Raw genomic sequence first — 20,949 nt, forward strand, 5'->3', positions numbered from 1 at the left:
GAAACGCCTGCGAACGACGAGGAGCGCGTCATGGTTCACCCGCAGGACGAGCAGCGGGCGCGACCGGGTCGCCGGTCGGAGGAGGCGCGCTCATCACAGCGGATGACCTCGCGCAACGAAGTGGACACGGCGTGAGAAAAGCTCGGCACGAGTCGATAGCGTCGAACTCGTCGGTTCGGATCACCGGGTCGACGATCGGGCGTCCGGGGTGGGTCGGGGCGGCCGGTCCTCTCTGACTCACGAAGAGGAAGCCACTCATGAAGAAGACCGTGTCGAGCGCCGCCGCGTTGTCGACGGCCATCGCCATCGCCCTGGGGGGCGTCGCCCTGAGCGGACAGACCGCGCTCGCGGCCCCGGCGCCGCTCGGACAGGAGTCCGGAGCGTCTCCGGCCGGGCTCGACGAGCCGACGGGCGGTGAGGCGACGGAATCCGACGCGACGACCGGTGACGCGTCGAGCGCCGATGAGGCGCCTGCGGCCGGGACGACTCCGTCGGCCGACGCCGACGCTGACGAGGGAACGGCGGACGACGCCGGAACGGCGGACGACGCCGGAGACGTGACCGGTGGCGCGGTCGAGGTCGAGGCGGACCCGTCGCCCGAGGTGCCCGCGACGGCCACCACCGGCCCGACGGCCGAGGCCGTGCCGGCGGCAGCGCGCGTGGCGGCGCCGGCCGCCCCGGCCATCTCGTCGCCGACCGACGGGCAGTCGCTCGAGGTGACGGCCGCGGACGGAGCGACCGAGGGCGACGTGCCCGTCGCCCTCGCGGGCACCGGGCAGCCGGGTGCCGAAGTGACCCTGTCGTTCGTCCGCGACGACGCCGCGGCCGACGTCTCCACCGAGGCGGACGTGACCACCGTGGTCGGGTCGGACGGCACCTGGACGGTCACCGTCGGCTTCGAGGGCGGTCGGTGGGCGGCCACGGCCACGCAGCGCTCACTCGACGCCAACGGAGTCGCCGACAGCGACCCCTCGGCCGAGTCGTCCGTGACGCGCTTCGAGGCGATCGCACAGGTGTTGCCGCAGTGGGCCGTGGTCGACCAGGCCGGCGACGAGGTCTACTTCGCCGACACGGAGGTCGATGGAGAAGAGCGGGCGACCGTGTTCACGACCGGTTCGACCGGCACGCTGTACCGGGCCGAGCTGACCCTCGTCAGCGAGGACGGCACGAGGGCCCTCGCACCCGTCGTCGCGGACGAGTTCCGCGACGGTGGCTTCGCGACCGAGCTGTCGGTTCCCGTGGGCGTCTGGCGCATCGCGGCGAAGCAGGTCGACCTCGAGGCGTATCCCACGCACCCCGGCATCACGTCGGCGTCCTCGGCAGCCAACCTCTCGCCCCTCATCACCGTCCTGCCGAGTGAGGCGGGCATCGTGGACGCACCGGTGGTCACCTCGCCGGGCGCCGGGGCGACGATCACGGGACGACCGGACCAGCGGCCCGGTGCCGAGGGCTACTTCGAGTTCGACATCACGGGCACCGGCACGCCGGGGGCGTCCATCGCGCTCTACGGCTTCTTCGACGACGGGACGAGCGCCATAGAACGGTACGCCGCGGCCCTCCGCGGAGACATCCCGGTCACCGAGGTGGAGCGCCCCTCGGCCGGCGTGGACCCGGTCGTCGTCCGACCGGACGGCGGTTGGAGCACGACCGCCTCATTGCGGCCCGGCACCTGGTCGTTCGCCGCCTTCCAGCTCGACGACCGGCTGGGTGTCGAGCTGATCTCGGACGCCAGCGTCCCGGTGACCTTCACGCTGGGTGCTCCGGTGGTGACCGCCGCGTCGACGACCGTGCAGGGCACGGCCCCGACGTCGCTGGCCTACACGGGGTCGTCGGAGTCGGCACCGCTCGCGGGGCTGGCCGGCATGCTGCTGGTGGGTCTCGGGGCGGCGGCAGTCGTCGTCTCGCGGCGCCGCGCCTCCCGGGGCTGACCCCGGGCACCGACCCGCGTCCGACACGAGCCGGGCCCGACACCTCGAGGGGTGACGGGCCCGGTTCGTCGTCGGTGGCGGCGTCGGTGCCACGGCCCGGGATAACGCCGGAGGGCGCGTCATGACGTGCCTCGAGGAGGAGCGCCGGCAGGGTCGCGCCGCCCGGAGGACGAGGGGGTGTCACCCCTCCGGATGACCTTCGGTCACGGACCGGTCACGGCGTGAGGATTCGTCGCCATCAGTCGCTAGCGTCGGAGGCGTCGGACCGGTCGCCGGGACGACGGCCGGTCGCCCCGGGGTGGGTCAGGGTGACCGGCCCACCCTGACTCACTGAAGAGGACAACACTCATGAAGAAGACCGTGTCGACCGCCACCGCGCTGTCGACGGCCATCGTCATCGCCCTGGGGGGCATCGCCCTGACCGGGCAGTCCGCGTTCGCCGGACCGGCCCCCGCGTCCGACGGGGACGGCTCTGCTCCGCAGGGCGTCTCTCCGTCGGGGACCGCCGGGGACGCATCCCCGGCGCTCGGCGCGGGGACCGACGTCGTCGAGGTCGACGGAGGAGGACCCGACCTCGCTCCGCCGACCTCCGACGCCGACGGCGACGCGGCTGGGGCCGAGCCGGAACCCTCCGCGACCGGGTCGGAGGACGCGGCGCCCGTCGAGGCCACACCCGCCGAGGAGGTGCCCGCACCGTCGGAGGACGCGCCGGCACCGGCGGTCGAGGCACCCGCACCGGGCGAGGAGGACGACGCGGAGGCCGACGACCCGGCAGCGGTCGTCGCACCGGCCGCCCCCGTCGTGGAGTCTCCGGCACCCGACGCCTTCGTCTCGGTCTCGACGGCCGAGGGAGCCCAGGGGTCCACGCTCCCCGTGACGGTCGCGGGGACCGCCGCCCCGAGCGCCGTCGTCACGATCACCTTCGAACGCCTCGAGGTGGACGGTGCCTCGGCCGGGCCGATCACGGTGGCAACCGATGCGACGGGTCGCTGGACGTCGACCACGCGGTTGGCGAGCGGCGACTGGTCCGTCGTGACGACGCAGCACCTCGTCGACCCCGCCGGTGAGCGCGCGAGCGAGGAATCGCCCGCGTCGACGCCGGTCGAGTTCTGGGCCGTCGCCGTGACGCTCCCGGCACCCACGCTCGACGGACCGGTGACCGGTGACCGGTTCGCGTCCGTCGGGGGAGCAGGGGCCGCCGTCACCGTGACCGGGGGCGGCGAGCCGGGCGCCAGCGTGCGACTGGCGGCCGTCGCCGCGGACGGGACCGACCTCGACTACGACGGATCGGTCCCGGTCGACGGTGCCGGCCGGTGGTCCGCCACCGTCCGGGTGCCCGTCGGGACCTGGGAGCTCGGTGCGATCCAGGACCTCGTGGTCGACGCGGTCACGGTGCTTACGTCGCCGAACGTCGTGAGCGGGACGTTCGTCGTCGAGGTCCGCGACCGCCTCGCTGCGCCCGTCGTCCTGTCGCCCCGTGAGGGCCACCGGTTCGAGCAGGCGTCCGACGTGACGCCCGGGTACGTCGACACGGTCTTCGAGGGCACCGGGGAGCCCGGGGCCGTCCTGGTGCCCTTCTCCGGCACGCGGGCCGAGGTGGACCAGTTCCTCGCGACGGTCGGGGACACCCCCCTCCCGCCGTACGACTTCCCGATCGTGGTCGGTCAGGACGGGACGTGGGCGATCTTCGGCTCCCAGCTGCCGGGGGACTACGTCTTCACCGCGGTCCAGTACGACCCGGCCTTCACCGTGCCGGTGTTCTCGGCCGGCGCGGACACGGTGGGCTACTCGGTCGGTGCGCCGACCGCGGTGCCTGCCGGCGCGGGCGGCCCCGGCGCGACGCCCGTCGTGACGGTGCCGGGTTCGGGGCTGCCGGTCCGAGCCGCGACGAACGCCACGGCCCTGGCCTACACCGGGACGTCCGAGACCACGCCCTGGGCGGGTCTCGCCGGGCTGGTGCTCGTGGGACTAGGGGCGGCGACCGTCCTCGTCACGCGGCGCCGCGCCTCCCGGGGCTGATCCGCAGCGCGGCCGTCAGCGACGAGCCGGGTCGGACGCCTTCGCGGGCGTCAGGCTCGGCTCGTCCGGCGTGGCGAGGGTGAGCACGGCTTCTTCGACGGCGTCGTGGTCCTCGAGCTCTCGCTCGACCCGACGGAGCGCCACGGCGACGTGCTCCTCGCGATCGTTGCCGGTCATGTCGACCGCGGCGACCAGGTAGAGCCGGCCGGGACCCACGAACTCGGTGTGCAGGTACGTCACGCGAGCGATCTCGGGGCGGGCGAGGAGGCGCGCGAGGACCGTCGACTCGAGTTCGTCCGACGGGCTCTCGCCGACGAGGAACCTGCGGTTGCGGTCGACCAGCACGAGGGCCACGACGCCGAGCAGCACGCCGACGGCGATCGACCCGATCGCGTCGAACACCGCCGACCCGGTGATCTGGTGCAGGAAGATGCCGAGGAACGCGATGAGCAGTCCGACCAGGGCGGCCGCGTCCTCGGCGAAGACGGCTCGCAGGGTCGAGTTCGAGCTGCGCAGGACGAAGCGCAGGGTCGGTGTGCGCCGCTCGCGGGCCGAGCCCCTGGCCTGACGGAAGGCCTGCAGGAAGGACGTGCCCTCGAGGACGAACGCGATCGCGAGCACGACGTAGTTGATCAGGTAGTTCTCGGCCTCTTCCTCCGCGGTGAGCTGCGAGATGCCGTGCTGGATCGAGACGACGGCGCCCACGGTGAAGAGGCCGAAGGCCGCGAACATCGACCAGACGTAGGTCTCTTTGCCGTAGCCCAGCGGGTGGGCGTCGTCGCGGCGCTTGACCCCGCGCTTGTCGGCGATGAAGAGGAAGATCTCGTTGCCCGTGTCGGCCCACGAGTGCGCCGACTCGGCGACCATCGAGGCCGACCCCGTCAGGAAGGCGGCGACCGTCTTCGCGACGGCGATCAGCAGGTTGGCGAGGAACGCCACGATCACGGTGACCGTGCTCTCGGGCTTGGCCGGCGATGCGGACGGGGTGGAGGACATGGCCTCGATCCTGCTCCTCGGGACGGCCTCGCGCCTCCTCGGCTCTGACGGTAGGATCGACCACGCATCGATCCGGCCATCACCGGGGAGCACCCGGAAGAAAGCGACCGGCGGGCCACGGCCCGGTGGTCGTCGGTAGAACCGGGCGGGGCAGGCCCGTCACAGCCGGAGCAGAGCGGTCACGGTCACCGTCCGAGAGGGCGGGGCGGTGGCAAGCGGGGTGGTACCGCGCCCCCGGGTCACGCACCCGGACGGCGTCCTCGTGGTCAGAAGGTCCCTCGGCGAGTGCAGCGGGGGCGACCCACCGCACGACCTGGAGAACCGATGACCTACCCCAAGGGTTCCGACGCCACCGGCGTCCCCGCCTCGCCGCGATTCCCCGACATCGAGACCGGCGTGCTCGCCTTCTGGAAGCACGACGACACCTTCGCCGAGTCGATCCGTGCCCGCGAGGGGTGCCCCGAGTGGGTCTTCTACGACGGCCCGCCGTTCGCCAACGGACTGCCGCACTACGGCCACCTGCTGACCGGCTACGCGAAGGACGTCTTCCCCCGGTACCAGACGATGCGCGGCAAGCAGGTGCACCGACGCTTCGGCTGGGACACCCACGGGCTGCCCGCCGAACTCGAGGCCATGCGCCAGCTCGGCCTGACCGAGAAGCACGAGATCGTCGACATGGGCATCGACGTGTTCAACGCCGCCGCGCGTCGGTCGGTGCTGCAGTACACCGACGAGTGGCAGCGGTACGTCACCCGCCAGGCCCGCTGGGTCGACTTCGAGAACGACTACAAGACCCTCGACGTCGACTACATGGAGAGCGTCGTCTGGGCCTTCAAGCAGCTGCACGACAAGGGCCTCGCCTACGAGGGCTTCCGGGTGCTGCCCTACTGCTGGCACGACCAGACCCCCCTGTCGACCCACGAGCTGCGCATGGACGACGACGTCTACAAGACGCGTCAGGACCAGACCGTCACCGTGGCGTTCCCGCTGGTCGGCGCGAAGGCCGAGGCCCTCGGCCTGACGGGCGTCGAGGCACTCGCCTGGACCACCACCCCCTGGACCCTGCCCACCAACCTGGCGCTCGCCGTGGGCCCGGGCATCGAGTACGTCGCCGTGCCGCACGCCCTGCTGCCCGGCGAGCGCACCGGCGACCAAGAGCTGCTGACCGGCAGCGTGTTCCTGCTCGCGGCCGACACGCTCGCCGCCTACGCCCGCGACCTCGGCTACGACTCGCCCGAGGCCGCCGAGGCCGCGGTGACCGCGACGTTCACCGGGGCCGAGCTCGAGGGCGTCGAGTACGACCGCATCTGGGACGTCTACGCCGACACCGAGGCCTGGGGCACCGAGAACGCCTGGCGCGTGCTCGTCGCCGACTACGTGGCCACGGGCGAGGGCACCGGCATCGTCCACCAGGCCCCGGCCTACGGTGAGGACGACCAGCTGGTCTGCGCGGCCGCCGGCATCCCCGTGATCGTCTCGGTCGACGACGGCGGGCGCTTCCTGCCGATGTTCGACGAGCTGGGCGTCGCCGGTGTGCAGGTGTTCGACGCCAACAAGACCCTCGTGCAGCGCCTGCGAGCCGACGGCCGCCTGGTGCGCCTCGCCAGCTACGAGCACAGCTACCCGCACTGCTGGCGCTGCCGCAACCCGTTGATCTACAAGGCGGTGTCGAGCTGGTTCGTGCGCGTCACCGAGTTCCGCGACCGCATGGTCGACCTCAACCAGCAGGTCAACTGGGTGCCCGACAACGTGAAAGACGGCCAGTTCGGCAAGTGGCTGGCCGGCGCCCGCGACTGGTCGATCTCGCGCAACCGCTTCTGGGGTTCGCCGATCCCGGTGTGGAAGAGCGACGACCCCACCTACCCGCGCGTCGACGTCTACGGGTCGCTCGCCGAGATGGAGGCCGACTTCGGCCGCCTGCCGACGAACGCCGAGGGCCAGCCCGACCTGCACCGCCCCTTCATCGACGAGCTGACGCGGCCGAACCCCGACGACCCGACGGGGCGGAGCACCATGCGCCGCATCGAGGACGTCCTCGACGTCTGGTTCGACAGCGGGTCGATGCCGTTCGCGCAGGTGCACTACCCGTTCGAGAACCAGCAGTGGTTCGACGAGCACAGCCCCGCCGACTTCATCGTCGAGTACATCGGTCAGACCCGCGGCTGGTTCTACACGCTGCACACCCTGTCGACCGCGCTGTTCGACCGTCCGGCCTTCTCGAACGTCGTCAGCCACGGCATCGTGCTCGGCTCCGACGGCCAGAAGATGTCGAAGAGCCTGCGCAACTACCCCGACGTCAGCGAGGTCTTCGACCGCGACGGCGCCGACGCCATGCGCTGGTTCCTCATGTCGAGCTCGGTGATCCGCGGGGGCAACCTCGTCGTCACCGAAGAGGGCATCCGCGAGGGCGTCCGGCAGTTCCTGTTGCCCCTCTGGAGCACCTGGTACTTCTTCTCGCTCTACGCCAACGCCGCCTCAGGAGGCGCGGGTCGCCACGCCGCCGCGGGGTACGACGCGCAGTGGCGCACCGACTCGAGCGACGTCCTCGACCGCTACCTGCTCGCGAAGACGCGCCTCCTGGTCACCGACGTGCAGGCGGCGCTGGACGCCCTCGACACGCCCCTCGCGACGGCGACGCTGCGCGACTTCGCCGACGTGCTGACCAACTGGTACGTCCGTCGGTCGCGTGACCGCTTCTGGTCGGGGGACGACCCCGACGCCTTCGACACGTTGTTCACGGTGCTCGAGACCCTCACCCGGGTCGCCGCTCCGCTCGCCCCGCTCGTCGCGGACGAGGTCTACAAGGGTCTCACCGGGGGGCGCTCGGTCCACCTCACCGACTGGCCCGACGCCTCGGCGTTCCCCGCCGACGACGCCCTCGTCGACGCGATGGACGCCGTGCGGGCCGTCGCGTCGAGCGGGCTCGCGTTGCGCAAGGCCCAGGGCCTGCGCGTGCGTCTGCCCCTGGCGAAGCTCACGGTGGTCACGCCCGACCCGGCCGGGCTCGAGGCGTTCGCCGACATCGTGCGCGACGAGCTCAACGTCAAGCAGGTCGTCGTGACCCGCCTCACCGAAGAGAGCCTCGGCGAGTACGGGGTCACCCGCAAGCTCACCGTCAACGCGCGCGCCGCCGGCCCGCGCATCGGCAAGCAGGTGCAGCAGGTCATCCCCGCGGCCAAGAAGGGCGACTGGCAGCCCGCGGGCGAGAACGTCGTCGTCGGCGGCGTCGAGCTGCTGCCGGGCGAGTTCAGCCTCGAACTCGCCGTCGCCGACTCGTCGAGTGCCCTGTCGTTCGTGGGTGACGGAGGCTTCGTGCTGCTCGACACGTCGACGACGCCCGAGCTCGAGGCCGAGGGGCTGGCGCGAGACGTCGTCCGGGCCGTCCAGCAGGCCCGCAAGGTCGCCGACCTTGACGTGTCCGACCGCATCGCGACGACGCTGACGACCGACGCCGCGGCGGCCGAGGCCGTCGAGGCCCACCGCGAGCTGATCTCTCGCGAGACCCTGACCACCGAACTGACCGTCGACGTCCGCGAGGGCGTGGGCGAGCGGCCCGAGAAGACCGTCGTCGGATCGGGCCCCGGCTCGGCCGTCGTCGTGGAGGTGCGACGCGCATGACCCCGAAGAGAGACGACCAGGCCGCCGACGGCGGCGGCGAGTTCGCCGACGGTGCCCGTCGCGTCTACGACGAGCTGCTCGCCCGCATCGGCGAGCAGGCGCCGCAGCCACGACTGGAGCCCACCCGACGGGCCGTCGAGCTGCTCGGCGACCCCCAGCGGGCGTACCCCGTGATCCACCTCACGGGCACGAACGGCAAGACCTCGACGAGCCGCATGATCGAGAGCATCCTGCGGGCGCACGGTCTGCGAACGGGGCTCATGACGAGCCCGCACCTGGTGCGCCTGAACGAGCGGATCGTCGTCGACGGCGAACCGATCAGCGACGAGCGCCTGGTCGCCAACTGGGACGACATCCAGCCCTACCTGACGATGGTCGACACCGACCTCGAGGCGTCGGGCGAACCGGCGCTGACCTTCTTCGAGGCCCTGACGGTGCTGGCGTTCGCGTGCTTCGCCGACGCCCCCGCCGACGTCGTCGTGCTCGAGGTCGGCATGGGCGGCGAGTGGGACAGCACCAACGTCGCAGACGGCCAGGTCGCGGTCTTCACCCCGATCGCGCTCGACCACCAGAACCGGCTCGGGTCCACCGTGGCCGAGATCGCCCGGACCAAGGCCGGCATCGTCAAGCCGACGGCGGCCGTGGTCTCGGCCTCGCAGACGCCGGAGGCGCTGGCCGAGATCGAGCGCGCCGTCGAGCTGAGCGAGGGGTCGCTGAGCGTCGAGGGCACGGCCTTCGGCGTCGAGTCGACGACCGTCGCCGTCGGCGGACAGGTCGTGACGATCCGCGGGCTCGCGGGCCGTTACGACGACCTGCTGCTGCCGCAGTTCGGTGACCACCAGGCCCAGAACGCGGCCGTCGCCGTCGCCGCGGTCGAGTCCTTCCTCGGCGGCGGTTCGCAGCCGCTCGACCACGAGGTGCTCGCCGAGGGCCTCGCGAGCGCGACCTCGCCCGGACGCCTGCAGATCGTGGCGAACGAGCCGACCGTCCTCGTCGACGCCGCGCACAACCCGCACGGCGCCCGTGCCCTCGCCAAGGCGCTCGACGACTACTTCCAGTTCGGGGGCGTCATCGCGGTGCTCGGCGTGCTCGCCGACAAGGACGCCGCGGGCATCGTCCGTGCCCTGGCGCCGACCGTCACCCAGTTCGTCGTGACCAGTTCGCAGTCCGACCGGTCGATCGACGCCGACGAGCTCGCCGCCATCGCGGTGGGCGTCGTCGGGGCCGACCGCGTCGTGGTCGAGACGGACCTCGTGGCCGCCCTCCGCACCGCCCGTGACCTGGCCGACGAGGTCGAGGGAGACGAGCCCGGCGGCATCGTCGTGACGGGGTCCATCACGCTGGTCGGCGACGTCATCGCGTTGTCGCAGCAGCCCGAGGGGCTGTCGTGACCACCGCGCCGCCCGCCGGTGCGGCCGGTCGGCCCCCGCGCCGCCGCCGGGGTGCGGTCGAGAGCCTGCTGTCGATCGTGCTGGTGCTCGAGGCGATGACCCTGTTCTTCGTCACGCTCGTCGTGTTCGGGCGGCAGCTGCTGCCCGCCGGCGTGGCCTGGGGCTGCGGCCTCGGCGCCATCGTGCTGACGCTGCTGATCTCGCAGACCCTGCGCTGGCGCTGGGGCGTCGCCCTGGGCTGGCTCGTGCAGCTCGGTCTCGTCGCGTGCGGGTTCCTCGACCCGGTCATGTTCGTCGTGGCCGCCCTGTTCGTCGCCATCTGGACCTACTGCCTCGTCAAGGGCACGCAGCTCGACCGCATGAACGCGGCCCGGCTGCGCGAGACGCCCGGCGACGCGGCCTGACCGCGCCCCGCACCACCAGCCCGCCGGGCACCCGCCCGCGAGCCATCAGCCACCCACCGAAAGAGGAGCAATGTCCGATCTCGAAGAAACCCTCGTCCTCGTCAAGCCCGACGGCGTCGCCCGCGGCCTGACCGGCGAGATCCTGCGCCGCATCGAGGCCAAGGGGTACTCGCTCGTCGACGTCCGCCTCGTGCAGGCCGACCGCGACCTGCTCGCGAAGCACTACGAAGAACACGTCGGCAAGCCCTTCTACGAGCCGCTCGTCGAGTTCATGCAGAGCGGCCCGACCGTCGCGCTGCGCATCGCCGGCGACTCCGTGATCGCGGGCTTCCGCTCGCTGGCCGGCACGACCGACCCGACGACCGCCGCCCCCGGCACGATCCGTGGCGACCTCGGCCGCGACTGGGGCCTCAAGGTGCAGCAGAACCTCGTCCACGGCAGCGACAGCCCCGAGAGCGCCACGCGCGAGCTGGCCCTCTGGTTCTGAACCGGCCGTGACCGACCGAGCCCGCGCCTCCTGAGTCGATCAGGAGGCGCGGGCTCGGTCGTCCGCGCCGGTCGCGCGGTCACGGGGTCGGCGTCGCCGTCGACCCCTCGGTCTCGCCGGTGCTGGTGTCACCGGTCGACTGGCCGCCCTGGACCTCGGCGACGAACTGGGCGAAGGCGCTCGCGTCGGTGAGCGAACCCTGGTACTGCTGACCGTTCACGAGGACGAGCGGCGTGCTCGACAGCTTGGCCAGCGACGAGTTCGGGATGGGGTCGTTGAGGGCCCGCTGGGTGGCCGAGGCGACCCAGTCCTCGAAGTCGCCGCCCGTGATGCACGAGGCGATCTGGTCGTCGGTCGCCCCGGCGCCCTGCACCAGGGTGACGAGTTCGTCGTTCGTCAGGCCGCGCGTGTTCTCTTCGGGCTGCTGGGCGAACAGGGCGGTGTTGACGTCGAGGGCCTTGTCGGGCTCGTAGTCGGCGACGCAGGCGAAGGCGTTGGCGGCGCGGGTCGAGTAGCGGCTGCCCTGCGAGGCGTTGTCGAGGAACCCGATGGGGTGGATCGCCAGCGTGGCGGCACCGCTCGAGACGGCCTCTTCGAGCTGGGCGGCGTTCGTCGTGTCGAACTGGCCGCAGTACGGGCACATGTAGTCGAGGTACACCACGATCGACGGGACGTCGCCCGAGGCGCTGGGGGCGGGCGTCGGGGTCGCGTCAGCCGCGAGGGCGCCGCTCGGCACGGCCGTGACCGCCCCGTTCGACCCCTCGAGCACCAGGCCGTCGCTCGCCATGTTGGCGGGCCCGGGGCCGGCCGGCTTGATCGACTGCGAGATGACGAGCCCCACGATCGCGAGCACCGCCACGACGCCGACGACGAGGCCGCCCTGGACGAGCCACTTGTTTCGCCGCCGACGCCGCGCCTCGGCCTCGCGGGTGATGCGGGCCTTCTCTCGGGCCGCCTCGCGGCGTTCTCTCTTGGTGGCGGGGGAGTCGCTGGGTGGAGTCATCAGTCCTCGTCGTAGTCCGGGGGTCGTCCGACCAGGGTGTCGAGGTCGTCCTTGATTCTGCTGAGAACGGCCTGGGTGCGACGTGCGTCCGACGTCGGGTGCGGCCGGGGACGAGGGGAGGCGCGGCTCAGCCGAACAGCGTCGGCAGCAGCAGCGGGAACACCACCACGATGGTCGTGGCGACGACGATGTAGTTGAGCACCGGCAGCACCCACGAGTAGGGCAGGAACTTCGCCGCCGCCCGCTGCAGCCCGCCCTCGCCGACGGTCACGCCCCGGGCGGCCGCCCACACCGTGAAGACCCAGAAGAGCGGGATGGTGAAAAGCCAGACGAGCATGCACCACGGGCAGAGGGCGCCGATGACGAACACCGTCTGGGTGAACAGCCACGTGACGAAGACCCAGGCGAGCAGCAGTCCGGCGTTGAACGCCCACCAGAACCAGCGCGCGAAGCGGGCGCCGGCGAGCAGCCCCAGGCCCACGGCGACGGGGGCGGCGAAGCCGACCAGGCCGAGGATGGGGTTCGGGAACCCGAAGAGCGACGCCTGCCAGCTGTTGATCACCGGCGAGCAGCCCACGAACGGGTTGACGTCGCAGCCGAGCGCCGCGCCCGGGTTCTCGAGCAGCCGGAACTTGTCGACCGTCAGGGCGAAGGCCCCGAGCAGGCCGCCGAGACCGGCGACGATCAGCAGCACGGCCGCGACGAACGGGGTGCGGCCGGTGGGCAGGGTCAGGGCCCGAGGCGTCTCGAGGGTCACGGTCAGCAGTATCGCACGGGCCGTCTCGACCTCGGCTTGACCCCGCGTGGCCCCGGGCGTGCGATAATCGACCCAGTCGTGGGGCCCAGGCCCCGAGATCCAGGCTTACCGGGCAGTGCCGGCCGCCGTCGTCACACGAGAGATCGTGGTGTCGACCAGGTCGAGCGGAAACCGGGCCAGAGCGCAGGCGCTCATCGTCGGATGGCCAGTTCCGAACCAGCAAGGCGACACGAAGAACAGCACGTCGACGAACGACATCGAGGGCGACGACCGCAGGTCGGTCGACACCCGGGTGACCGAACGTGACGTGTCCGACAAGGCGCGCCGTGAGAGGGCGCGGTGGTCAGGGGCAGGTGCGACGTCACCGCCAGGCCACGACACGAGAATTCCTGCCGACGGCATGGCCTCGGCGGGGCGAGGAGCGCACCGCAAGTGGTGAACGACAACACAGACAACGACGGACGTCCGAAGAAGAGAAGGGGATTGTTCGCAGGCCTCAGGGCTCGCCAGGCGGCGGTCGACGCCGCCCCGGCGACGACCCCCGACGCGCAGCGACGAGAACTCCCTTCACCCGTCCGGACGACAGACGACGCCCAGGAGGCATCACCCGTGACCCACGAGACCGTGACCACCGACGAGCAGGTCGCGGCCCAGGCCCCGACCACCGACCAGGGCGCCACCGACGCCGTCGCCGAGGCGTTCGTCGCCGCGGCGGCCGCACCGGCCCCGACCGACGGGTCGGCCACCGACGAGTCGTCGTCGCCGATCCCGGCGAACCTGACGACGACGTCGTTGATCTTCCACGCCCCCGAGATCGCCGTCCTCCCGGCTCGACCCGGTCGCCGCCGACAGGACGACCGCGACGACCGGTACGACCGCGACGACTCGTGGGACGACGACCGCGAGGGCGACGACGACGAGCGCGACGAGCGCGACGACCGCGACGACCGCGAGCAGCAGCCCGCCTCGCGACGTCGTCAGCGCGGCCGCTCGCAGGACCGCGAAGAGCGCGACTCCGAGCCCCGGGGCCGCGACCGTGACCGTGTGCCGCGTCAGGCCGAGCTCATCACCGAGCCGCAGCGCATCAAGGGCTCCACGCGCCTCGAGGCCAAGAAGCAGCGCCGCCGCGACGGCCGTGACGCCGGCCGCCGCCGCACGGTCATCACCGAGGCCGAGTTCCTCGCCCGCCGCGAGAGCGTCGACCGCAAGATGATCGTCCGCTCGTCGGGCGACCGCATCGAGATCGGCGTCATGGAAGACGGCACCCTCGCCGAGCACTACGTCGCCAAGGCCCAGAACGTCTCGCTCATCGGCAACGTGTACCTCGGTCGCGTGCAGAACGTGCTGCCCAGCATGGAGGCCGCCTTCGTCGACATCGGACGCGGCCGCAACGCCGTCCTCTACTCGGGCGAGGTCGACTGGGACTCCCTGTCGAACGGCAACCAGCCGCGCCGCATCGAGCTGGCCCTGAAGCCCGGCGACCGCGTGCTCGTCCAGGTCACGAAAGACCCGGTCGGTCACAAGGGCGCCCGCCTGACCAGCCAGATCTCGCTGCCGGGCCGGTACCTCGTCTACGTCCCCAACGGGTCGATGAACGGCATCAGCCGCAAGCTGCCCGACACCGAGCGTGCGCGCCTGAAGAAGATCCTCAAAGAGGCCCTGCCCGAGAACACCGGCGTCATCGTGCGCACCGCGGCCGAGGGCGCGACCGAAGAGCAGCTCACCCTCGACGTCAAGCGCCTGACCAACCAGTGGGCCGACATCGAGAAGAAGGTCGCCGCGGGCAACGCCCCCAACCAGCTGCACTCCGAGCCCGACCTGTTGATCAAGATCGTCCGCGACGTCTTCAACGAGGACTTCCACGAGATGGTCATCGACGGCGACGAGGCGTTCGAGACGCTGCAGTCGTACCTGTCGGCCGTCGCCCCCGACCTCATGGACCGCGTCAAGCGCTACGAGGGCGACAAGGACGCGTTCGACGAGTACCGCCTGAACGAGCAGATCGAGAAGGCGCTCGACCGCAAGGTCTGGTTGCCCTCGGGTGGCTCGCTCGTCATCGACCGCACCGAGGCCATGACGGTCGTCGACGTCAACACCGGCAAGTTCGTCGGTTCGGGCGGCAACCTCGAAGAGACCGTCACCAAGAACAACCTCGAGGCGGCCGAAGAGATCGTCCGTCAGCTGCGCCTGCGCGACATCGGCGGCATCATCGTCGTCGACTTCATCGACATGGTGCTCGAGTCGAACCGCGACCTCGTCCTGCGCCGCCTGGTCGAGTGCCTCAGCCGTGACCGCACCAAGCACCAGGTCGCCGAGGTCACCTCGCTCGGCCTCGTCCAGATGACCCGCAAGAAGTTGGGACTCGGCCTGGCCGAGTCGTTCTCCGAGGCGGGCAGCGCGGCACGGGTCCAAGAGCAGCAGCCCCGCAAGGGCGGCCAGCAGGGCGACCGTCGACGCGGTGGTCAGGCCGGCGGTCCCGGCAAGTCGGGCGGCAACGGCCACAACACCGGTTCGGGCGCGGGCACGGGCCCCCAGTCCGGCCGTGGTGGTCCCGCCTCGCCGACCGGCGGGTCGCACCCCACGACCGGCACCCACGCCATCACCGACGACGTGAAGAACGCGCTTTCGCGCATCGCGGCGAGCACCATCGCGCACGCCGAAGAGGGCGGCGCGAAAGACGGTGACGCGGCCACCCAGGCCGCCGCCGCGGTCGAGGCCGCCATCGACGCCGCCGCCGCGGGTGCGGCGAAGACCGAGCCGGCCGCCGAGGCCGGCGGCGACGCCGGTGACGAGGGTCGACGCGGTCGCTCGGGTCGCAAGGGCCGCCGCGGCGGGTCTCGCGCCCAGCGCGACGCCGGCGACGCGACCGGCGAGCAGACCTCTGCCGACGCGGCGGGTGCCGAGGCAGCCGAGGCCGACTCCGGTGCGACCGTCGTCGAGGTCCCGGCGGTGGCTGCGGCCGAGCGCCCCGCCCCGACGGCAGTCGAGGCCGAGCCCGTCGCCGAGCCCACGGAGGCGCGGGTCGAGAAGACCACGGAGCGTCGCCGCTCGTCCGCCACGGTCTCGACCCCGGACGCGACGGTCGCGATCCTCGACATCCCCGTCGCGACCACCCGTCGCGAGCCGCGTCGCATCAGCAGCCAGGACGCCGAGCAGCTGCTCGACTCGGTGCTGGGTGCGCTGCCCGAGCCGAAGCAGCCCGGTCAGGGGCGTTCGCGCTCGCGCCGCGCCTCCAGCCAGGGCACGACGGCTGCGGCGGCTCCGGCCGAGCCGACGACGGCCGGCGAGTCCGGCCCGTTCATCCTCGGCGTGGGGGTCAGCTCCGACGATCTGTGAGTCGTCTAGGGTGACTTCGTGACCCTGACCCAGCCCGGAACCACGACCCTTCGGTCGAGGCTCCGGGCTGTGTCCGTCGCGGTGTCCGGGCCCGAAGGGCGTGAGCGCCTGCTCTCGGCGGGCACGGCCCTCGTGGTGGTGTTGATCGCCCGCTTCGCCCTGGGGCTCGTCGCCCTCGTCGGCTCCGCGGTCGGGTTCTCGGTGACGGCGTTCCCCAGTGGTTTCGTCGCGACGCCCGTCGGGCAGTTCCTCGGCAGCTTCGCGTTCTACCCCTTCCCGTTCTACGTGGCCTCGTTCGTCGTGCTCGTCGCCGTGCGCCCGCTGACGCCGCGCTCCGACCTGCGGACGGTCGTGCGCCACGCGACGGTGGCGGGTGGCGTCGGCACGGTCGCCCTGGCGGTCGTCGGCATCGTCCCGGGCATCGTGCTCTCGATCAGCGGCGGCACGTGGGTCAACCTGGCGCTCTACCTGACCACCATCCCGCTGTCGGCGGGCATCGTCGACACCGCCCTGCTCGTGGCCGGTGCCGTCCTCGCGCGGCTCTGGCTCGGCGGAGGCGACGGTGACGAGGTCTGGTCGGTGGCACGAGAAGCTCGCGCCGACGACGCCACGGTGGACGACGCGACCGACGCGGACGACGACACCGCGCCTCCCGCCTTCGACGGCCCCCGGCCCGAACGGGTCGTCCCGACGGCGGGTCGTGGGCCCGCACGCCCGGTCGAACCGCCCGAGCGCCCCGTCGTCCCGGCCCACCCGGCCCCCGCACCCGACGACTGGTCGCGGTTCGCCCCGCCGACCCCGTCGCGCGAGGACGACCGGTGAGCGCTCCCGTCCGGGAGCACGTCGAGCACGCAGGGCACGGCACGGGCCGTCGCGCGCGGCGGGCCCCGTCTCGCGTCCCCCTGCTCGTCGCCGGGGGACTGGTGCTCGCGCTGCTCGTGGCCGTCCGGCTCGCCTCACCGCTGCTCGGCCCGGGCCTGCTGCCGAACGCCCTGCAGGACTTCGTCACGCTCACGATCAGCGTCATCGTCGAGTCGATGCCGTTCGTGCTGCTCGGCATCGTGCTGTCGATCATCGTCCAGGAGTGGCTGCCGCAGGCGTTCTTCTCGTCGTGGCTGCCGAAGCGCGGCCTGCCGCGACGGGCCGTCATCTCGTTCCTCGGCATGTTCCTGCCGGTGTGCGAGTGCGGCAACGTGCCCCTCGCACGCGGCCTCGTCCTCAAGGGCTTCACGGTCTCGGAGTCGATGACGTTCTTGCTCGCGGCGCCCATCCTCAACCCGATCACGATCATCACGACCCACCAGGCCTTCGGGTGGGACGGCGGCATCCTGGTGGCGCGGTTGATCGGCGGGTTCGTCATCGCGAACCTGATCGGTTGGCTGTTCAGCAAGCACCCGAACCAGGAGAGCCTGCTCACGCCGTCGTTCGCGGCCGAGTGCCGGGTCGACGACGGGCACGGGCACGGCCGTGGGCGCACCGCCAAGAGCGTCGACCTGTTCCGCCGCGAGATGTCGACCATGATGCCCGCGCTCTTCGTCGGTGCCGCCGTCGCCGGTGCGATCCAGACCGTCGTGCCGCGGTCCGTGCTCGTGACCCTCGGAAACAACCCGGTGTGGTCGGTGCTGGCGATGATGGTCCTGGCCTTCGTCATCTCGATCTGCTCGAACGTCGACGCGTTCTTCGTGCTGCCGTTCGCGTCCACCTTCATGCCCGGCGGCATCGCCGCCTTCCTCGTCTTCGGCCCGATCATCGACGTCAAGATGCTCGCCCTGCTGCGGACGACCTACACGCCCAAGGTGCTCGGGCAGGTCACCCTCGTGGTGGCCCTCACGAGTGCCGCGATCGGACTGGTGGTCAACTATGTCGCCTAGCCCCGCCCACGGCCCCTGGCGCCGACTGCTCGACCGGTGGCAGGGGGTGCTGCTGACGCTCGTCGTCGGCGTCGCCACCCTCTGGCTCGCCGCGACCGGGCAGCTGGTGCTGTACATCCACCCGCGCTACGACGTCTTCACGGTCGTGATGATCGTCGTCGGCATGGCGTTGTCGTTGGCCACGCTCGCGTTCTCGCCCGCCCGGGCCGACGACGTCCACGGGCACGACCACGACGGGCACGACGACCACGACGGGCACGACGGGCACGACCACGACGGGCTCGGCCACGACGCCCGCCTGGACGCCGCGACGGTGCCCGCGGTCGAGGACGGCCTGCGGCCTCGGCGCCGCCGCCCGCTGGCCGTCGGCCTCCGACGCCTCGCCTTCTCGGCAGGCGTCGTCGTCACCGCGGGCGTGGCGATCGCCGTCGTCGCCCTGCCCCCGGCGACCCTCACCAGCGCCACGGCCGGCCAGCGCGACGTGAACTCGTCGACCGCGGCGCTCGACCGGACGAGCGTGGCGGACGCGACCGGCGCCTCCTCGGACGCCTACCGCTCGTTCAGCGTCCTGGACTGGGCCGGTCTCTTGCGACAGACGACCGACCTCGCCTTCTACCAGGGCAAGACCGCCGACGTCGTCGGGTTCGTGACGCCGTCGGACGCCGACCCCGACGACGTGTTCTACGTGTCGCGCTTCGTCGTCACCTGCTGTGCCGTCGACGCCCAGCCGGTCGGAGTGCCGGTGTACCTGCCCGGGTGGCAGGACCAGGTCGCCGCCGACGACTGGGTAGAGGTCACGGGCGGCTTCGACACGAACCGCAGCAGTTCGAGTCAGGACCCCATCGCACTCGTGCCCGACGACGTCACCACCGTGGGACAGCCCAGTGACCCGTACCTCTACTGAGGGCGGGCGGGGCCGGGGTGCGACTGGCGTGGCGACGCCGGACCCGTTCGCCTCGGACCCGGTGTTCCTCACCGAACAGGACGCCCGCGACGCGCAGGCGCGCTGGCGCACCCGCTGGATCGCCGTCGTCACGGTGCTCGCGGTGGTCTGCGCCGCCTTCGGCGGGCTGACGTACTTCCAGGGTCCGAGGGTGAGCGACACCCAGGTCGACGCGTCGGCGACCGTCGAGCGCCCGGGTCAGCAGCTGCGGGTGTTCGCGAACCAGGCCGTCTCGCACGTCGACGCGTCGCAGGTCGTCGTCTCGCCGGCGGCCCCGTTCACGGTGCAGACCTCCGGCGACGTCGTCGCCGTCACCTTCACCGACCGGCTCGACTACGACACCGACTACCGGGTCACCGTCGACGGCGTCTCGAGCGTCTACCAGCGCCAGACCTCGACCCTGGAGGCGCGGTTCAGCACGCCCCCGGCGACGCTGTACCGGCTCGTGCGAGGCACGGGCGGAGCCGACGACCGCATCGAACGGGCCGGGCTGCGGGGTTCGGACCGCGAGACGGTGTGGTCGGCTCCGCGCATCCAGGCCTTCGAGGTCTTCGACTCGGCCGTCGCGGTGGTCACCGACGACGGGGCCCAGAGCGTCCTCAGCCTCGTGTCGCTCGACGGCGCGGCGGTCGAGACGCTGCCCGTGCCCGAGCAGCCGGGGTTGATCACGCGCTTCGCGGCCGACGAGGCGACCACGACGCTTGCCTTCTCGTTCCGGCCGACGGGGTCCGACGTCGAGACCCTGTACACGCTGCCCCTGCAGGGAGCGCGCACCGTGACGCCGGTGCTCTCGCTCGCCGGTCAGCCCGTCGAGCCGACCGACTGGGCCTTCGTGCCCGGCGAGGACGACGTCGTCGTGCAGGCCGTCGACGACTCGGTCAGCGTGATCGACCTCTCGGGGGTCGACCCCGTCCGGCCGCTCGGCAGCTATTCGCTGCTGCAGGGCGTCTCGCTCGACGGGACGACGGTGATCGCCGCGTCGAGCCTCGCGTCGATGGTGGTCGACCTCGGCACGGGTGACGAGCGTCCCCGCGCCCCCGCTCCGGTCGACGGCGTCCTGCCGTTCGCCGGGCCGCTGGTGGCCCTCGACGCCGACCACGTCGTGCAGCAGGTGTCGGTGCCGTCCGACGACGGCCTGACGTACCGCACCCTCGTCGTGGCCGACGACGGTGCCACGTCGCGGACGCTCTGGCAGCCGCCCAGCGCGACGGGCGTGATCGAGGGCTTCGGCGTCTCGCCCAACGGGCAGTACCTCGCGGTCGAGTCCGTCGGCGAGGCGACGACCCCGACCGACTACTCGTACACGATCGACCCGGTGGCCGACGGGGTGACGACGACGATCGTCGACGTCGCCTCGGGGGCGGTGGTGGCCAGCTACGACGGGTTCGACACCGCCTGGTGACCGCGCCGTGAGCCGGTCGGGTCGTGGAGCGTCAGGCCGTCAGGCCGTCAGGCCACGTTTCACCCGTTGCGAGACCCGCAGGCCGCTGCGTTCGAGGCGCCGGGCGAGTTCGAGGCCGGGCACCGCGACGGCGCCCCCGTCGATCAGGTCGGCCCGTCGCGACTCGGGCACGTCGTAGTGGTCGTGGTCGAAGCCGCGCCGGGGGATGCCGTGGCGCGCGGCGAAGTCGTGCAGCTCGTCGTACGAGGCGTCGCTGACCAGGTGCGCCCAGAGGGTGTCGTGGGCGGGCCACACGGCGTCGTCGATCAGGATCACGCCCTGGATGCTAGTCGTCGCCGGCCGTCGGGGTCGCGGGTGCCCGTGAGCGGGCCGGGCGACGCGTTGACGCTCTCGGCAGCCCCCTGTACGATGGGCGGTTGGTGCGCGCCGACCCGAGGTCGCTCTGCGCCGTGCACCCCCAACTCTTAAGGAACAGTCATGGTCTACGCAGTCGTGCGCGCCGGTGGTCGTCAGGAGAAGGTCGAGGTCGGCACGATCGTCACCCTCGACCGCCTGAAGGCTGCCGAGGGCGACTCCATCACCCTCCCCGCCGTGCTGCACGTCGACGGCGACACCGTCACCTCGGCGGCCGACGCCCTGGCTTCGGTCACCGTGACGGCGGAGGTCCTGAACGATCTGCGCGGCCCGAAGATCGTCATCCAGAACTACAAGAACAAGACCGGTTACAAGCGTCGCATGGGGTTCCGTGCCGACCTGACCCGCGTCAAGATCACCTCGATCAACTGAGCTAGGGG

Annotated in this window: 17 protein-coding genes; 12 read left to right on the top strand and 5 right to left on the bottom strand. The window is 72.1% G+C overall.

Annotation, left to right across the window (positions count from 1 at the left end; translation table 11 throughout):
- Positions 1-257 precede the first annotated feature (257 nt).
- Positions 258-1,928, top strand: coding sequence for a hypothetical protein (locus ITJ55_RS11520; protein ID WP_194595443.1), 1,671 nt, complete (start codon positions 258-260; stop codon positions 1,926-1,928).
- 348 nt (positions 1,929-2,276) lie between these two features.
- Entirely contained in the window at positions 2,277-3,947 is a 1,671-nt protein-coding gene (locus tag ITJ55_RS11525) for an LPXTG cell wall anchor domain-containing protein (protein ID WP_194595444.1), read from the top strand.
- A 15-nt stretch (positions 3,948-3,962) separates the two neighbouring features.
- Here the strand turns inward: ITJ55_RS11525 and ITJ55_RS11530 are convergent, their stop codons facing one another.
- Positions 3,963-4,943 (bottom strand): cation diffusion facilitator family transporter, encoded by a 981-nt coding sequence (locus ITJ55_RS11530; RefSeq protein ID WP_194595445.1) that lies wholly within the window; start codon positions 4,941-4,943, stop codon positions 3,963-3,965.
- Between the two features lie 324 nt (positions 4,944-5,267).
- Between ITJ55_RS11530 and ileS the strand changes: the two genes are divergently transcribed.
- From ileS to ndk, 4 genes are all read left to right on the top strand, one after another.
- On the top strand, positions 5,268-8,561 hold the full coding sequence (gene ileS / locus ITJ55_RS11535) for an isoleucine--tRNA ligase (protein ID WP_194595446.1): 3,294 nt from the start codon (positions 5,268-5,270) through the stop codon (positions 8,559-8,561).
- Entirely contained in the window at positions 8,558-9,952 is a 1,395-nt protein-coding gene (locus ITJ55_RS11540) for a folylpolyglutamate synthase/dihydrofolate synthase family protein (RefSeq protein ID WP_194595447.1), read from the top strand. The genes ileS and ITJ55_RS11540 overlap by 4 nt, the downstream gene beginning before the upstream one ends.
- The gene (locus ITJ55_RS11545; protein WP_194595448.1) at positions 9,949-10,356 is read left to right on the top strand and encodes a DUF4233 domain-containing protein; all 408 of its coding nucleotides are present in this window, start codon (positions 9,949-9,951) and stop codon (positions 10,354-10,356) included. The genes ITJ55_RS11540 and ITJ55_RS11545 overlap by 4 nt, the downstream gene beginning before the upstream one ends.
- A 70-nt stretch (positions 10,357-10,426) precedes the next feature.
- Positions 10,427-10,843 (top strand): nucleoside-diphosphate kinase, encoded by a 417-nt coding sequence (gene ndk / locus ITJ55_RS11550; RefSeq protein WP_194595449.1) that lies wholly within the window; start codon positions 10,427-10,429, stop codon positions 10,841-10,843.
- Positions 10,844-10,922: 79 nt separating this feature from the next.
- Here ndk and ITJ55_RS11555 read toward each other — a convergent pair whose 3' ends face one another.
- The 3 genes from ITJ55_RS11555 to ITJ55_RS11565 form a co-directional block, all read right to left on the bottom strand.
- On the bottom strand, positions 10,923-11,846 hold the full coding sequence (locus ITJ55_RS11555) for a thioredoxin domain-containing protein (protein WP_194595450.1): 924 nt from the start codon (positions 11,844-11,846) through the stop codon (positions 10,923-10,925).
- Between the two features lie 127 nt (positions 11,847-11,973).
- Positions 11,974-12,603 carry a vitamin K epoxide reductase family protein gene (locus ITJ55_RS11560; RefSeq protein WP_370544136.1) on the bottom strand — a complete coding sequence of 210 codons (630 nt, stop codon included), beginning with the start codon at positions 12,601-12,603 and terminating at the stop codon, positions 11,974-11,976.
- Positions 12,604-12,708: 105 nt separating this feature from the next.
- A complete protein-coding gene (locus tag ITJ55_RS11565; protein WP_194595451.1) occupies positions 12,709-12,891 on the bottom strand; it encodes a hypothetical protein in 183 nt (60 codons plus the stop codon).
- Between the two features lie 144 nt (positions 12,892-13,035).
- Here ITJ55_RS11565 and ITJ55_RS11570 point away from each other — a divergent pair, with 144 nt between their 5' ends.
- The 5 genes from ITJ55_RS11570 (at position 13,036) to ITJ55_RS11590 (ending at position 20,155) form a co-directional block, all read left to right on the top strand.
- Complete coding sequence (locus ITJ55_RS11570) at positions 13,036-15,939, top strand: Rne/Rng family ribonuclease (protein WP_194595452.1); 2,904 nt, start codon at positions 13,036-13,038, stop codon at positions 15,937-15,939.
- Positions 15,940-16,008: 69 nt separating this feature from the next.
- Positions 16,009-16,761: a hypothetical protein gene (locus ITJ55_RS11575; protein ID WP_194595453.1), complete on the top strand. Its 753-nt coding sequence runs from the start codon at positions 16,009-16,011 to the stop codon at positions 16,759-16,761.
- Positions 16,758-17,810, top strand: coding sequence for a permease (locus ITJ55_RS11580; RefSeq protein ID WP_370544137.1), 1,053 nt, complete (start codon positions 16,758-16,760; stop codon positions 17,808-17,810). Before ITJ55_RS11575 ends, ITJ55_RS11580 begins: the two co-directional genes overlap by 4 nt.
- Positions 17,800-18,714, top strand: coding sequence for a TIGR03943 family protein (locus tag ITJ55_RS11585; protein WP_194595454.1), 915 nt, complete (start codon positions 17,800-17,802; stop codon positions 18,712-18,714). Before ITJ55_RS11580 ends, ITJ55_RS11585 begins: the two co-directional genes overlap by 11 nt.
- Before the next feature lie 28 nt (positions 18,715-18,742).
- Positions 18,743-20,155 (top strand): hypothetical protein, encoded by a 1,413-nt coding sequence (locus ITJ55_RS11590; RefSeq protein ID WP_194595455.1) that lies wholly within the window; start codon positions 18,743-18,745, stop codon positions 20,153-20,155.
- A gap of 39 nt (positions 20,156-20,194) precedes the next feature.
- Here ITJ55_RS11590 and ITJ55_RS11595 read toward each other — a convergent pair whose 3' ends face one another.
- Positions 20,195-20,467, bottom strand: a complete 273-nt coding sequence (locus ITJ55_RS11595; protein ID WP_194595650.1) for a DUF4031 domain-containing protein — start codon at positions 20,465-20,467, stop codon at positions 20,195-20,197.
- 165 nt (positions 20,468-20,632) lie between these two features.
- On the opposite strand from ITJ55_RS11595, the gene rplU reads away from it, so the two are divergent.
- Positions 20,633-20,941, top strand: a complete 309-nt coding sequence (rplU, locus tag ITJ55_RS11600) for a 50S ribosomal protein L21 (protein WP_194595456.1) — start codon at positions 20,633-20,635, stop codon at positions 20,939-20,941.
- Positions 20,942-20,949: the final 8 nt, after the last annotated feature.

Origin of the sequence: Frigoribacterium sp. VKM Ac-1396 (assembly GCF_015350895.1) — a bacterium.
Classification (GTDB): Bacteria; Actinomycetota; Actinomycetes; order Actinomycetales; family Microbacteriaceae; genus Frigoribacterium.

Coding starts and splice junctions, on each gene's coding strand:
- ITJ55_RS11520 (WP_194595443.1), top strand. CDS start 258: ATGAAGAAGACCGTGTCGAGCGCCGCCGCGTTGTCGACGGCCATCGCC.
- ITJ55_RS11525 (WP_194595444.1), top strand. CDS start 2,277: ATGAAGAAGACCGTGTCGACCGCCACCGCGCTGTCGACGGCCATCGTC.
- ITJ55_RS11530 (WP_194595445.1), bottom strand. CDS start 4,943: ATGTCCTCCACCCCGTCCGCATCGCCGGCCAAGCCCGAGAGCACGGTC.
- ileS (WP_194595446.1), top strand. CDS start 5,268: ATGACCTACCCCAAGGGTTCCGACGCCACCGGCGTCCCCGCCTCGCCG.
- ITJ55_RS11540 (WP_194595447.1), top strand. CDS start 8,558: ATGACCCCGAAGAGAGACGACCAGGCCGCCGACGGCGGCGGCGAGTTC.
- ndk (WP_194595449.1), top strand. CDS start 10,427: ATGTCCGATCTCGAAGAAACCCTCGTCCTCGTCAAGCCCGACGGCGTC.
- ITJ55_RS11555 (WP_194595450.1), bottom strand. CDS start 11,846: ATGACTCCACCCAGCGACTCCCCCGCCACCAAGAGAGAACGCCGCGAG.
- ITJ55_RS11585 (WP_194595454.1), top strand. CDS start 17,800: ATGTCGCCTAGCCCCGCCCACGGCCCCTGGCGCCGACTGCTCGACCGG.
- rplU (WP_194595456.1), top strand. CDS start 20,633: ATGGTCTACGCAGTCGTGCGCGCCGGTGGTCGTCAGGAGAAGGTCGAG.